Source organism: Thiomicrorhabdus chilensis DSM 12352 (assembly GCF_000483485.1).
Lineage (GTDB): Bacteria > Pseudomonadota > Gammaproteobacteria > Thiomicrospirales > Thiomicrospiraceae > Thiomicrorhabdus > Thiomicrorhabdus chilensis.
Window position 1 is genome coordinate 1,557,860 of record NZ_KI519609.1, and the last position, 15,201, is coordinate 1,573,060.

A 15,201-nucleotide genomic window follows, 5' to 3' on the forward strand; every position below is an offset into this window, starting at 1 on the left:
TCCTTTCAGTCAGAAAACACCATTGAATAGGGACGCGCCAAATCCTGCATGACTTTTTGCAGACTGAAGCTGCGCACTTCCTCAATAAAACGCTGGCCGGTAAAAAATACCTGCAACGTCGGCAAAGTAAACACCCCGTTTTGCGAACAGATGTCTGTGACCACATGGCAATCGACATACACCATTTTTACTTTCGGATAGTTTTCCTCAATCAATTCAATAAGTTTGGGTTTGATGGAGTGACACACATTGCACTCCTTGCCTCCAAACAAAACCAACAAAGCGTCTTGCGACTGTTTTAACTGATCCAACTCTTCAAGCGTTTCGATATTCTGCATCACACGGGTTCCAATCATTTATCTGTACGGGCTTAGAAAAGCGCCAAGCATACTGCGCTTGCAGGCTTTACACAAGCCTATTAATCATCGGTAATGGTGTCAGTTGGTTGGCATTTTTTTCGGCGGATATTGCGCCAACACCTTACCGACCACCGCATTCACCAAAGCGGTGGTTTTTTCGGGTGTCTCCTGCTCGACCAAATAGGTATTACTGGAACCACGCCACAGCAAATTACCTTGCCGATCAATGATGTCAATAATCAAGGTGCCGTCTTCATATTCGTAAATTTCGTGTGGAGTATGGAACATCACCCCGGTATGACGCCCCCAAAACCCGAAACCAACACTGGGACTGACGGGCTCGGAACGCAGCATGGTTTTCACCACCACATGATAGGTGATAAACGCGTCTGCCTGAGAGGGCAATAACTGCATGCCTTTGGCTCCCAGGCTGGAAGCGATGGCCTGATTGATTCGTTTGGCGATCAAGGGCTGCTGCTTGGCGAAATCACTGGCTTTAGGCGTCACCTGCTTAGTCTCCGGCAACCATTGGAGCGTTCGAATATGGGTAAAATCGGCATTAACATCATAATCCTGCTTTACCGGTATGCCGCTACAGCCACTCAGAACAAAACTGAACACCACTATGGAAAACCCCATAGCCCATTGATAAATAGCCCGCATAATTTTCCCCCAGCTAAAGAATTTTAATGCTTTAAGTGAATCTTTCATTTCATTTTAGACTTTTTGTGCGCGCTTGTACAAACCGTTGCCTGACTAAGTACTGGAAACACTTCTGTATGATGGTTTCAAAAAGCACATAAGCGGGCATTCAAATTAATAAAACCGTTGCCTGAATTTCAAATCTGATAGCATCAGATAAACCGTGCACAACTTGGTAACAATGACTAAAATGTGAATTGCAAACAATGTGATTGGCTTGGGCGAAAACAAATTTATCCTCCATCTCAACAGGCCTGCTCATTTTCAAAAGCGAGTTTTATTTATGCATCAGCCAAATACACCAGCGGGACTGATCCACGCTTTTCTACTTGACGGTCAAGGCAGTGGACGCTATTTAAATTGGGACGAAGTTCAACAATGGACTGCGGATTCGGGTCGGCTCTGGTTGCACTTTGACTATACCGAAGCCTTTGCCATAAACTGGATAAACAACCAAAGCGGCTTGGATGATTTGATTACCGAAGCGCTTCTGACCGAAGAGACGCGACCACGTGCGGTCAGTATTGGTGACGGCTTATTGATGGCTTTGCGTGGGGTCAACAAAAACCCGGACTCCGACCCGGAGGACATGGTTTCCTTACGCATCTGGGTCGATGACAACCGGATTATCAGCACCCGCAAGCGCACGCTTATTTCAGTTCAGGATCTCTTGAATCAATTGCAGGCAGGAAAAGGGCCGGTCAATTCTGCGGAATTCGTGGTCAACCTGGCTGATAGACTGGTTTGGCGTATGGGCGATACCGTCGACCAGTTTGAGGATCGTATCGGCGAACTGGAAGACAACGCCCTCTCTGAGGATCGTTCCACCCTGCGTTTTGATCTGGCTACCCTGCGTCGCCAAACCATTACCTTAAGGCGCTATCTAGCGCCGCAACGCGAGGCGTTTTCACGGTTAATGGTCGAAAAAGTCAGCTGGTTCGATGATAATGACCGCATGCGTATGCGCGAAGTCAGCGATCGTCTAATTCGGCACATCGAAGACATCGATGCGGTCCGGGAACGTGCGGCCGTCACCCATGAAGAGCTCATCAGTCGAATGTCGGAACAACTCAATGAACGCATGTATGTGTTGTCTATCGTCGCGGCCGTTTTTCTACCGCTTGGATTTTTTACCGGGCTGCTCGGCATCAATGTGGGCGGCATCCCCGGAGCGGAAAACCCCCAAGCCTTCCTGGTTTTCAGTGCTATCCTGATTATCGTGGTAATCATGCAGATTGCCTTTTTCAAATGGAAAAAGTGGCTATAACCGTGCTCTCGAAAGATGTATTTTCAGCTCCTGCAACCATTGGCAGTAATCGGCTTCCAATCCCACCTCCTTTTCATCGTAGGCTTTCATCGTGCTAAACACGGATTTCATTGATTTACTCAAGGCACTGGTACGACAGCCTAGTGTGGTCGGTGCCGAGCACTCCTTTTTCAGGGTTCTTCAGCGAGAACTGGAAGAACGCGGCGCTAAAGTCACTTGGTATGAAGGATTGTTGGTTGCTCAGGGCAGCGATCCCTTCAGCACCATGTTTTCAGCCCACATTGATCGCCACGGCCTGGTGTGCACCGGACCCAATGAATTTCAATATGCGGCCTTCATCTCCGCCAACCGAACCGACCTGCTGGACAGTGCCGTATCGGAGGAACTGATGTCCAAAATCACCGAACGTTTTCAATCGGTTCCGGTATTTGCCTACGAGCCTTGGTCAGGCAGTTATCGCGGTAAAGGCTTCATCAAGAACTCTTACATTTGTGAATTCCGCAACAACCTGATTTTTGAAATCGATGGCCTTGACAGCGTTGTCGCGGGAACTCCGGTCGCGTTTGAAGACAAACTCAAAATCAACGGCGACCGACTGGAAGGTCAACTTGATAATGTGCTGACGGCCGCGGCCATTGTGCACCTATTCAGTCAGGGCTTTCAGGGCACCGCCTTTTTCACAGCCCAGGAGGAAGCGGGCAAAAGCTGGCGTTACCTACTGGAATGGTTCCGTCGTTTTGGAGGTTCCACCAATAAGCTGTTTGTGGTCGATACCAGCCCTTTTCCGACAGTCGAAGCCGCCAATAATCAGTTGATTATTCTGCGTGAAAAAGACGCCAATGCGGCTTTTAATGCACAATCGACTCAATTGGTTGCCGAACTCTGCCAGCAGCATGATTTGAGTTATCTCTACAAAGACCATTATGTTGAAAAGCAAAATGCCCAACTGATGCAAACCGGTAAAACACCCCGCTCACTGGGAAGTACGGAGATGGGTCGTATCATCGCAGCATCCAATGGTTTGGTCGATGGCACCACCATACAGGTTCCAACCACCGGCTACCACACCATGGCCGAATCGGCTTCCATCGAATCAGTTGAGGCGTTTCTTAAGTTACTGAGAATTCTGGCCGATGAGTTTGCATAATTAAGCATCGGCCCTTTATTAGGAGTCACTTCCGATAAAAATCTCGTGTTTGCACCCCAGACTGGGGTAAATTGAACACTTAGGCGCAAAATCACATTAAAAGGAGCTTTTCATGTCACACTTCACCCAAGAAATGCTTGACGAGCATTTAATCAGCGATCATTACAGCCATCGCATGGGCTGGTTACGAGCGGCGGTGCTGGGCGCCAATGATGGCATCATTTCAGTCGTCAGTTTGCTGGTTGGGGTCATCGCCTCAGGTGCCGGAAAAGAAGATATCCTGCTGGTCGCGGTGGCCGCCCTCGTGGCCGGTGCCCTATCGATGGCGGCCGGAGAATATGTATCCGTGAGCTCTCAGGCCGACACCGAAGCGGCTGACCTGGCGCTTGAGAAAAAAGCGCTGGAAGAAGACTGGGACACCGAACATGCTGAATTGGCTCGTATCTATATCCAGCGCGGCGTGAGCGAGGAAACCGCACATCAAGTGGCTTTGGAATTGATGGAGCATGACGCCTTAGGTGCACATGCGCATGACGAACTTGGTTTGACCGAAGTGCACTCGGCCCGCCCGTTGCAAGCCGCTTTCGCCTCGGCAGCCTCATTCGTGTCCGGCGCTTCGATTCCGGTGATCTTGGTGGCGGTTCTGCCAATGGAGAACCTTGGTTATATTGTGGCAGCAAGTTCCTTGTTATTACTGGCAATTCTCGGCGCGTTGGCGGCCAGAACGGGGGGTGCCAATATGTTCAAGGGGGCTATGCGCATGCTTTTATGGGGCTTCATCGCCATGGCCTTAACCACTTATGTGGGATTGATGTTCGGCACACACGCATAGTTAACTGGGTGCCGTCCGATTTGGCGCCCTTCACATCCGACCGCCCAGACCATGCCCACTTCCTTGCAAGCATAACAAATTCCATTAAAAATCAATCAATTAAAACCATTTAAAAACCGACTTTCCTTGCAAACACTCACCCAACAGTGCTTTACTACTGAGTAACAGTCTTGTTTTACAAGACTCCAGCATGGAGGTCTTATGCCAAGCTTATCTGAGCATTCCAGCCCAGCTCATACACACCAGAGCACGAGTGCAAAACACTCGCACACACACTCGGAACATCACCAGATGATGATTCATGATTTCCGAAGACGCTTCCGAATATCTGTGTTGATCAGCCTTCCCATTTTGCTTTTATCCCCTATGATCCAAGAATTATTGGGATTCAGCATTCGCTTCCCTGGTGATCAATACGTTTTGCTCGGGTTTTCCAGCCTGATTTATTTCTACGGCGGCTGGCCATTTTTAACAGGCCTGGTAAGCGAATTGTACAATCGGCAACCGGGCATGATGACCTTGATTTCGGTGGCGATCAGTGTTGCTTTCGGCTACAGCGTTGCCACTACCCTAGGACTGGACGGTAAAACCTTTTTCTGGGAACTGGCGACACTGATCGACATTATGTTGTTGGGGCACTGGATCGAAATGAAATCCGTGCTCAAGGCTTCTGATTCATTGCAAAAACTGGCGGAAATGATGCCTACCGAGGCCAACCGACTGCATCACGGAAAAGCCCAGAAGGTGGGCATAGACGAACTCAACAAGGGTGACCAAGTTTTGGTGCATCCCGGGGAAAAAGTTCCGGTTGACGGTAAGATTATTGACGGAGTGAGCACTCTTAACGAAGCGATGGTAACCGGCGAGTCCAAACCGGTTAAGAAGTCCACGGGAGATCCCGTCATCGGCGGCACCCTCAACGGCAATGGTTCCATCACCATCCGCGTTGAACAGCTTGGCGAAAACGCCTATCTGAATAAAGTCATTCACATGGTTGAGCAGGCTCAATCTGAAAAATCCAAAACTCAGAACCTGGCAGATCGGATCGCCTTCTGGCTGACACTCACCGCTCTCACTGTCGGCTTTTCCACCCTGTTCACATGGTTGATTTTAGGCACCCCCTTTGTATTTGCTCTGGAGCGCATGGTCAGTGTAATGGTCATCACCTGCCCGCATGCGCTGGGACTCGCCGTTCCTTTAGTGGTGGCGATCTCCACCTCCAGCTCTGCTCAAAGAGGCTTGTTGATTCGCAACCGTAGCGCTTTTGAAAATGCCCGTAAAGTCACTTCGGTGGTCTTTGACAAAACCGGAACCCTAACCCTGGGAAACTTCGGTGTCACGCATGTTGTCTCATTTGACAAGCGTTTTTCAGATCAACAGATATTAAGCATGGCCGCATCCTTAGAAGCACATTCCGAACATCCTCTGGCTCAGGGGATTCTGCAAAAGGCCGACACCGAACATATAGAAATTCAGATGGTGCAGGATTTCAAAGCAATGACCGGAAAAGGTATCCGCGCCCAGCTCGGCAAACATCAAATAAAAATAGTCGGTGGAGGTTATCTACTGGCACATGATTTTCACCCTCCCGAAACAGCCGTTAATGACAAGGAGGCAACACTGGTGTATCTGCTTGTCGATGACAAACTTGCCGGCTATATAACACTCGCCGATGAAATACGGCCGGAGTCTTATGAAGCCGTCCAGACTTTGCAAGCTTTGGGGCTTAAAGTCTACATGATGACCGGCGATAATGAATCGGTTTCCCAAAGTGTTGCCCAAAAACTTGGTTTAGATGGCTATTATGCGAACCTGTTGCCCGAACATAAATGCGAGAAGATAAGACAATTACAACACCAAGGTGAAATAGTCGCCATGGTGGGTGACGGGATCAATGATGCACCGGCACTGGCGACTGCCGAGGTGGGAATTGCAATAGGTTCAGGAACCGATGTCGCCGCCGAAACCGCCGACATCATATTGGTCAACAGCAATCCAAAGGACATCGTCTATCTAATGAGGGCGGGACGACAAACCTATCGAAAGATGATTCAGAATTTCGTTTGGGCTAGCGGCTACAATGTGGTTGCCATACCGCTGGCAACCGGCATTTTCCTACCTTGGGGTTGGGTCATCAACCCCGCGATGGGGGCGGTGCTGATGAGTCTCAGCACAGTGATCGTGGCCATTAACGCGCAACTGTTGAAATACACACTGCGCCACTAGTCCGTCACCACCATCTGCTGTTTAATCTGCTTGGCCGCCATCGCGTAACCGCCTTCGGCGCTGTCGACAAAATGCACATGTTCCACACCGGTTTTGGAGACCAAACAGGTAATCACCGCCGAATGGGTCTGATGGCAGCCGTAATACCAGCGTCCTTGCTGGTAACCTTCCTCCAACCATTGCAGAAGTTGCGTTACCGCGTTGCGATCACCCGCCATGACCGTTCGATACATATCATCCAGTTTCAGGTAATCCGAGTTTTCCACCAAATCCGCTTTGTAACGCCCCCAGTCCACATTGATTGCACGCTTGCCAAAAGCCATCCAATAGCTTCCAATCACATTCTGCAATCGAATCACTTGCCGGGTTCGCCAACGCCGAAACCGACCAAGATGCAGACTTTTTGTCGCGACTTCGGCCTGAAGTTTGTCAGCGTTAAAAGAGAGCGATAAGCCCCCCATATTCAACGGATGATGCTGCTGTACATCGCCCATCAGGCTGAGCAGACGTTGCTGTACACTCCGGTATAGCTCCAGACAGGCCTGCTGATTTTGCTCACGCGCCTTCACCAGCAAACTGAAGGTGACCTCCCTACCGCTGGGAACCTGGTTCCAGCGGCACTCAAAACCGGAAAAATCCGCCTCAGCGTCGACCTGTTCAGACAAATGATAGCGGCTATCCAGCTTGACCAGCTGATCCGCCTCTTCCATGCCGCCGCCCATAAAAAAATACTGCACCAAATTGGGAGCGCCTTGATAACGACAGACTTTAATCGGCCTAGAGAGTTCAGCATAAGGCACTAACCCCACCCGCAAATCAAAACCCAAACCCTCACTGGCAAGTTCCTGACAACCACCAAGCGCTTTCTTGACCGCAGGCAAAGCATCCGGCGGGACGCAAAACGAAGCGCCGTCTCCACCAAACACATAAGGTACCTGCCGAGGTTTTAGGGCATTCAACACGGCGGCGATGGTACCACCGCCAACCGCATTAATATCTCGATAACGGCCTTGCTGAATGGCTTGCGTAGAGTCTCTGACATCGGCAATCACCACCCACCAGTCGGCCGGCAGCTCGGTATAGACCGCAGAATTAAAGGTTTCTTGCAGATCCTCAAAACAAGGTATATTATCTTCAAAAGCGACTGACACCCTCTCTCCCCATAAAAAGCTGGTTAATAATGTTTACAGGCAATTCACACTCTTACCTAACCCTAAAGTACCGCCTAAACCCTGACAAATAAAACCAAAAGCCGTCTTACGACGGCTTTTTCTGATTTAAAAGATTTTAAAGGCGTTTCAAGCGATTAAAACTCGGCCCACTCTTCTTCGCTCTGAACAGGCTTAGTAGCCTCTTTCGACTTGGCAGTCTGAGTGGGGGTCGAATGTGATTTCGACCCGGCACGAGCTGATTCAACCCTGGATTCACGCGAATCGGCTTGTTCATTTTTATGCGCTTTTGTCACCGCTTTCAGCTGAGTTCTTTTAAAAACTTCTTGTTCATCCGCCTTGGAAGTAGCCGTTGGTTTCTGCTCAGGTGTTGGCAGCGCCACTTTATTCTGCTGGGCCTGCGCCTTAACTTGATCAACAAAACGTTCGGAAATTCGGAACTGCTGAATACGATCAACCAAATGTTCGGATTGATTGGAGATTGACTCCACTGTTGCCGCAGACAGTTCAACCAAATGGGCATTTTCTTGAGTGTTTTTATCCAATGACACCATAGCCTGATTAAGTTGCTCTATGCCTTGTGACTGTTGCAAAGAAGACGCCGCAATCTCACTGACCATTTCGGTGACTTGGCTGATAGATTGGCTGATTTCACTCAAAGAAGCGCCCGATTCTTCAGCCAGTTTGGTTCCCTCTTCTACTTGGGTGACAGAACGGTCAATCAGACCTTTAATCTCTTTGGCCGCATCCGCCGACTTACCGGCGAGATTGCGCACTTCACCAGCCACTACGGCAAAACCGCGTCCATGTTCGCCCGCTCTAGCCGCTTCCACCGCCGCGTTCAAAGCCAATAAGTTGGTCTGGAAAGCAATTGAATCGATCAAACCGATAATCTGCTCAATCTGATCACTGGATTCTTTAATCCCTTGCATCGCCTGAATGGTCTGCTTCATGATCTCAGCACCCTGACGGGTGGTCTGGCTTGCCTGAACCGTCAGATCGTTAGCCTGTTGGGCATTGTCGGCATTGTTGCGCACCGCAGCGGTCATCTGCTCCATCGTCGCCGCCGTCTCTTCGATAGACGCCGCCTGTTGCTGAATGCGGCTGGAAAGGTTAGCGTTGCGTTCGGTCGTGGCATGAATATCGACCGCAATATCCTGAATGGCGACATTCACCTCCGCCATGATGGCAGACAAGTTATCCATAGAACTGTTGATGGCGTCTTTCATCGCCCCCAAATCGGCTTCGTAATCGCCTTCAACCCGATGGGTCAAATCCCCTTTTGCCAGCGACTGAATCACATTGGAAATCTTATCATTGGCCTCATGAATGGCTCTTGACATAAAATTGATTTGTTCGCCTAGGTCATGCACAAAGCCATCCAGCTGTGACACATCGATTTGCGCTCCGATATGGCCTTTAGCGGCCTTTTCGACCATCACTTTCAGATTTTCCTCAACCGCAATCTGCATCTCCTCGAGTTTGGCGCTCTGGGTCACGTCTTTCCATTCGGTCACAAAGCCGGTGCGTTTTCCCGCTTTATCCCAAACTGGATTGACGATGATCTGCAAATGCAATTCACCCAGTTTCAAATTAGCGGTATAAGTATCCGTCAATTCAGCCAACAGCTTGCGCTGGTGTTCGGGATGAACGTGGAAAATATCGATATTCTTACCAATCAATTCTTGGGTCGAAAAATGCGGCAACATTTTTTGAATGTCTTTTTCCACGGATTTCAGGGTTTGAATAATCGCTTCATTCATATAAGTGATGTTCAAGTCGTCATCCGCCAGCATCACATTTGAGCTGCTTTGGTCGACCACGGTTTTCACCGAATTCAGCTGGTCGACCTGATCATGGATTCGACACAACATTCTTTGTAGCAAAAGTTCCAGTTGCTTGATTTCACGAGCGCCTTCAATCGGCACCTCCGTACTCCAATCGATATTGTTCGGATCGGTACAGATGCGATTCAACCAGGATTGCAGATGGATGACCGGTTTGATCACTGCCCGGCGAATGAAAAATTCAAAGGCCAGCAAACTCACCATCAAAGCAACCAAAAACACCACCAACACATTGATGATCTCTGCCTGAAAAAGCTCCTCGTTCAATTGCCGGGTTTTTTCCGTCGAACTGACTGTTAAATAGTCATACCATTTTACAAAAGCATCCATTGCGGCGCGGTCATCCACCACCACGGCAGCGTCCATTTCAGGAACGCTCACGCCAGACATTCTAAGCTGGGTCACCTTATCAAGCATCGTAAGATATTGATTGACGACATTCTGAATGGTATTCAAGCCTTCTGTTTCAATCGGATTGAGCTGTTCAAACTGACGATAACGCTCAATATTACTGAGGATATTTTCACCATTCTTTTTCAATTTGGCCGAATAACTTTGGGTTCGATAGTCGCTTTCACCGCGAATGACATAGTTTTTGAAATTATGAATGAAATGCCCGTAACCCATTTCAAATTGGATGTCATTGAGTAAGCGCTCTTTTTCATCAAGTTGCATTTTCAATGTATTAAACTTGGCTTCGTATTCCGACTCCAAATTCAGATAAGTGGCAAAGCCAATCCCACTGATAACAATCAAAGACAGAAAATAAATACCGATATTCTGCATCAGCGTTCTGCCGACAACCAATTCACTGTTCACTCCAGTACCCTCAACACTCATTATTTTTATATTTAAAAAAGCAAAATGTAATTCAACCGTGCGGCCATTTGGATAAACCACATTATTAAAATGGTTAATGGCACCTGGTTAATTACTTATGGCTCAAGTATATCCCACCTAAATAAAGGCGCTATCAAATTATTATGTTCACCCCAAAAGAAACCGAATATTCTCCGCTCACAGCCAGCGACTTTAAAAACAAATAAACATGCAACAATAACAGGAATGCGTCGAGTTTTAATGAACGTTAAAAGTCAGAGCGCCAAGGAGGCACTGATACAGAATAAGATTTAAAGCCCGCCAAGAATCAGCAGGCCTGTATGACCGCTCAAAAGAGTAAGAACAGTCTGGAGTTATTCCCAAGATAGGGATAGTAAAAGCCAGAATAAAAAAACCATGGTATCGAGCAATGTCGATTATTTTTGGTTGCCGCCCTCACTGTTGCGTCGGCTTCGATTGCCTGCTCGCCCGCCTGAACGCCAAGGACCCGCACCCGTTGGCCTTTTAGTGCCACCCGCTTTATGACCTTGGGCATTTTCACCGGATCTTTGTCCGTCCTTATGCTCAACGCGAGGTTTTTTAGGCTTCTTCGGCTTTTTCGGTTTAATTGGTCGGGTATCCAGACGTGAAGCCGGAACATCATGATCCGGTTCAAATCCATCCATGACCTTGCGCGGCAACAGGTTGCCGATCAAACGCTCGATATCAAATAACAGTTTGGCTTCATCGGCACTGACCAATGAGATCGCTTCACCGGTGGCACCGGCTCTTCCGGTTCTGCCGATACGGTGCACATAATCTTCGGCGACATTCGGCAAATCAAAGTTGACGACATGCGGTAATTGATCGATATCCAATCCGCGTGCCGCGATATCGGTTGCCACCAACACTCTCACTGCGCCTTTTTTGAACTCCGCCAAGGCACGGGTACGCGCACCCTGACTTTTATTGCCGTGAATGGCGGCGGCTTTAATGCCGGATTTTTCCAGCTGCTGAGTCAGGCGGTTGGCGCCATGTTTGGTTTTGGTAAACACCAGCACCTGCTCCCAGCGGTTGTCGGCAATCAACTGCGTCAATAAGGCCGATTTCTGTTTTTTATCGACCGGACAAATCCACTGTTCTACCGATTTTGCGGTGGTGTTGCGCGGCGCGACTGAAATCTCCACCGGGTCATTGACCAGACCTTTGGCCAGTCTGCGAATGTCTTCGGAGAAGGTTGCTGAGAACAATAGGTTCTGACGATTCTTGGGCAGCAACGCCATGATTTTTTTCAAATCGTGGATGAAGCCCATGTCCAGCATGCGATCGGCTTCATCCAATACCAACACTTCCAGTTGATTGAATTTCACGGCGTTCTGGTTGTATAAATCCAATAAACGCCCCGGTGTGGCGACCAGGACATCCACACCTTGACGCAAACGCATCATCTGCGGGTTGATCTTAACGCCGCCGAATACCACTGTGGATTTCAGTGGCAATTTTTTACCATAAAGTTCCACACTTTCCGCCACCTGTGCCGCCAGTTCGCGGGTAGGGGTTAAAATCAAAGCACGCGCCTGATTGGCTTTGGGGCGTTCGCCTTTGGAAAGCCGTTCTAAAATCGGCAAGGTAAAACCGGCGGTCTTACCTGTTCCAGTCTGGGCGGCAGCCATCACATCTTTGCCTTGAATGATCGCCGGAATGGCTTGGGTTTGAATCGGGGATGGGGTTTCGTAGCCCTGCTCGGCTACAGCTTCAAGAATCGGGGCGGATAACCCCAGGGAGGCAAAGCTCATAAATGTGGTGTCTCTTAATAAAAAATAGGATCGTGATCGTGTTTTGCTTTAGGACTCGGAACGCCTAGGCGGCATTCGAACAAAATGGGGTATAGCTTACAGTAAGTGGTTGTAAATTACTATCATTTGCGCATCTAATTGGCAAACAGTCAGCCTACATTCATGATTAATGGTCATTCCTCGCTTTTTTATTGTTAAGATTGCTTATACCAGTCTATTTTGTAAAATTGGGCAAGAAAAACCTCTGACGTATTGCCCGCGTTGATTTTCTAAATTGTTGATATACAAAGGCATAAATTCCCTTATGAAACTTCCACTTCAGCCCACACCCTCAGTTCATCGAGCACGCAATAAGACATTAGGGGTGCCTGAGCTCATCGCCATTGCGCTCGGCGGAATGGTCGGCGGCGGAATTTTCACCATTCTGGGCATCTCGGTCGCCATGATCGGTGTCTACACACCACTTGCCATCGCCTTGGGAGGGCTGGTCGCGGCTATGGCTGCGTATTCCTACATCAAACTCGGCGTCTACTATAAGGATGAAGGCGCAACCTACGCCTTTTATAAAAAAACCTTTCCAAAATCCCCCTTTGCGGCCTCTTTGATCGGCTGGTGTGTGGTGTTTGGATACATCAGCACCCTGGCACTCTATTCTTACACCTTCGCATCCTATGCCATCAGTGGGTTCGCCTTTGCCGACAGCGACTGGATCCGCAAACTGGTAGCCGGTTCCATCATCGGCCTATTCACCTTAATCAATGTTCTGAGCGTCAAAGGGATGGGAAAAATCGAGGACCTGATGGTCTACACCAAGCTCGTCATATTGGTGGTTATCTCATTTGTTTTGATCAACCACAGCAACACCACCTTGCCGACTTTACTGGAAAGCAATGGCGACACCACCGTTCTGGACATCTTAATCGTAGCCTCAATTACCTTTGTCGCCTATGAGGGGTTTCAATTGGTCATCAATGCAGTCAATGAAATGGAACAACCGGAAAAAAACATCCCACGCGCCATCTACTCGGCCATCTTCCTGGCGGTTCTGATTTATCTGGTCATTTCCTTAGGCGCGATCCTGTCCATACCGTTTGATGACATTATTCAAAACAAAGAGTACGCCCTGGCTTCAGGAGCCGACAAAGTATTAGGGCATCTGGGGACCGAATTGGTCATTATTGGAGCACTATTGGCGACCAGCAGCGCAATCAGTGGAACCGTTTTCGGTGCCTCCCGACAGATGGCGGCCATTGCCGATGACCATTATCTGCCGGCCTTTTTAAGCAATCGCTCCGAACGCATTCCGGTCAACGCCATACTGGTCATGTCCTCCTTGGCCTTTTTACTGGTGCTCTCAGGCAGTCTGGAAGTGATTCTTAAGTTCGGCAGTGTCACCTTCCTGATTGTCTCACTGCTGATGGCTTATGCCAACTTTACAATCCGCGATAAAACCCACTCTTCGCCCTTGATTACGCTCGGCTCATTGTTTGGTCTTGGCATGGCAACCTTAATGATTTTCTACTATGAAATTTCCGAACAACCTGATCAGATGGTTTTCATTGTGGTCATTTACATTTTATTAACCCTGGGAGCCTGGTTATATGCAAGGAATCAACATCGCAAAAAGCGACTGTCTTTATTAAATTAAGCGGCACTCTCAAGTGGCTTCCGCCCCACTCAACTTAGATAGTAAAATGAACAGGCCTGCTCATTTTCGATTTTGAATGCCAAGCCGATATAACGCAAAAATGCTATGCTGTAGCCAATTTTAAAATGTAAAGAACTCTGAAATGAAAATATGGGTAGACGCCGACGCTTGTCCGGTAGTGATTAAGGAAATTCTATTCCGAGCGGCCAACCGCTCACAGGTAAGCACCACGCTCGTAGCCAATCACAACTTGCGCATTCCGCCCTCGAAGTTTATTCACTTTCTGCAAGTCAACCACGGATTTGATGTCGCCGACAATGCCATTGTGCAACGTTTAACCCCCGGCGACCTGGTGATTACCGCCGACATTCCATTGGCTGCGGAAGTCATTGAAAAAGGTGGGATCGCCCTGAACCCGCGCGGAGATTTATATACGTCAAGCAATATCCGCGCGCGCCTCAATATGCGTGATTTCATGGAGAGCTTGCGTTCCAGTGGAGTCGAGACCGGCGGCCCAGCCTCATTGAACCAAGGAGATCGCCAGGCTTTTGCCAACCAACTGGACCGTTTATTGACCGAACAGGTCAAAAATTCAAGTCACGCGGAATTGAATGGTAAGACGGAATGAAACAGAGCCCTCAAGAAAAACTGGAACACGAACACCGGCCCGAAGTCATTGCCGAACGTTTGAGCCAACCACCCAAATCGCAAAACGTTTCGGATGCGGTATTGGGCGGAATAGATGGCTGCGTCACCACCTTTGCGGTGGTGTCCGGTGCCTTTGGCGCCGGATTTTCACCAACGGTTGCTTTGGTATTGGGCTTTGCCAATCTCTTCGCGGACGGTTTTAGCATGGGAGTCAGCAACTATGAGGCGAACAAAGCCCAACAGGAATTTACCGACAACCTTCGCCGTATTGAAAAAGAGCATATCGAACAGATTCCACAAGGCGAACGTGAAGAGATTCGACAGATTTTCCAGAATAAAGGCTTTAGCGGAACCGTGCTTGAGGAAATTGTAGACACCATCAGCCAAGACAAAAACTTATGGATTGATACCATGCTGACTGAAGAGCATGGCCTTCAAAAAGGATCACCCAATGCGGTTCGAGCAGCCCTGACCACCTTTATTGCATTTGTATTGGTCGGTGCGATCCCTTTAATACCCTTTTTGGTACCGGCTATGGAAATGAACACTCAATTCCTGTTCAGTGCCATTTTGGCCGGTATCATGTTCTTTTTGATCGGCAGCCTGAAAAGCCTGTTTCTATTCAAACCCATTTTACGCTCTGGTTTCAGCACGCTTTTAACCGGAGGGGCTGCTGCCAGTCTGGCCTTTTTAACGGGTTACATTCTACGCGAACTGTTTGGCATCGCTTGAGACATGGCA

12 protein-coding genes are annotated in these 15,201 nt (G+C 48.7%); 7 read left to right on the forward strand and 5 right to left on the reverse strand.

The annotated features are described in order from the left end of the window. Nucleotides 1-5: 5 nt before the first annotated feature. Nucleotides 6-356 carry a thioredoxin family protein gene (locus B076_RS0107525; protein ID WP_245566336.1) on the reverse strand — a complete coding sequence of 117 codons (351 nt, stop codon included), beginning with the start codon at nt 354-356 and terminating at the stop codon, nt 6-8. Between the two features lie 81 nt (nt 357-437). After that, the gene (locus B076_RS0107530) at nt 438-1,022 is read right to left on the reverse strand and encodes a DUF4136 domain-containing protein (protein WP_157753536.1); all 585 of its coding nucleotides are present in this window, start codon (nt 1,020-1,022) and stop codon (nt 438-440) included. 322 nt (nt 1,023-1,344) lie between these two features. Between B076_RS0107530 and zntB the strand changes: the two genes are divergently transcribed. The 4 genes from zntB (at nt 1,345) to B076_RS0107560 (ending at nt 6,533) form a co-directional block, all read left to right on the forward strand. Then, a complete protein-coding gene (zntB, locus tag B076_RS0107540) occupies nt 1,345-2,328 on the forward strand; it encodes a zinc transporter ZntB (protein WP_028486770.1) in 984 nt (327 codons plus the stop codon). Nucleotides 2,329-2,419: 91 nt separating this feature from the next. Further along, complete coding sequence (locus B076_RS0107550) at nt 2,420-3,475, forward strand: peptidase M42 (RefSeq protein ID WP_028486771.1); 1,056 nt, start codon at nt 2,420-2,422, stop codon at nt 3,473-3,475. A 112-nt stretch (nt 3,476-3,587) separates the two neighbouring features. Next, the gene (locus B076_RS0107555) at nt 3,588-4,307 is read left to right on the forward strand and encodes a VIT1/CCC1 transporter family protein (protein ID WP_084205731.1); all 720 of its coding nucleotides are present in this window, start codon (nt 3,588-3,590) and stop codon (nt 4,305-4,307) included. Nucleotides 4,308-4,508: 201 nt separating this feature from the next. Continuing rightward, nucleotides 4,509-6,533 carry a copper-translocating P-type ATPase gene (locus B076_RS0107560; RefSeq protein ID WP_028486773.1) on the forward strand — a complete coding sequence of 675 codons (2,025 nt, stop codon included), beginning with the start codon at nt 4,509-4,511 and terminating at the stop codon, nt 6,531-6,533. Here the strand turns inward: B076_RS0107560 and B076_RS0107565 are convergent. The 3 genes from B076_RS0107565 to B076_RS0107575 form a co-directional block, all read right to left on the reverse strand. Next, complete coding sequence (locus B076_RS0107565; protein WP_245566337.1) at nt 6,530-7,684, reverse strand: DUF3095 domain-containing protein; 1,155 nt, start codon at nt 7,682-7,684, stop codon at nt 6,530-6,532. The two genes, B076_RS0107560 and B076_RS0107565, sit on opposite strands and share 4 nt — an antisense overlap. A 155-nt stretch (nt 7,685-7,839) precedes the next feature. Continuing rightward, entirely contained in the window at nt 7,840-10,368 is a 2,529-nt protein-coding gene (locus B076_RS13030) for a methyl-accepting chemotaxis protein (RefSeq protein ID WP_157753537.1), read from the reverse strand. Nucleotides 10,369-10,805: 437 nt separating this feature from the next. Continuing rightward, a complete protein-coding gene (locus B076_RS0107575; RefSeq protein WP_028486775.1) occupies nt 10,806-12,164 on the reverse strand; it encodes a DEAD/DEAH box helicase in 1,359 nt (452 codons plus the stop codon). A gap of 304 nt (nt 12,165-12,468) precedes the next feature. Here B076_RS0107575 and B076_RS0107580 point away from each other — a divergent pair, with 304 nt between their 5' ends. From B076_RS0107580 to B076_RS0107590, 3 genes are all read left to right on the forward strand, one after another. Beyond that, the gene (locus B076_RS0107580) at nt 12,469-13,812 is read left to right on the forward strand and encodes an APC family permease (RefSeq protein ID WP_028486776.1); all 1,344 of its coding nucleotides are present in this window, start codon (nt 12,469-12,471) and stop codon (nt 13,810-13,812) included. Between the two features lie 142 nt (nt 13,813-13,954). Further along, nucleotides 13,955-14,440: a YaiI/YqxD family protein gene (locus B076_RS12440; RefSeq protein WP_051347244.1), complete on the forward strand. Its 486-nt coding sequence runs from the start codon at nt 13,955-13,957 to the stop codon at nt 14,438-14,440. After that, entirely contained in the window at nt 14,437-15,192 is a 756-nt protein-coding gene (locus tag B076_RS0107590) for a VIT1/CCC1 transporter family protein (protein ID WP_028486777.1), read from the forward strand. Before B076_RS12440 ends, B076_RS0107590 begins: the two co-directional genes overlap by 4 nt. The last annotated feature ends 9 nt before the right edge of the window (nt 15,193-15,201 follow it).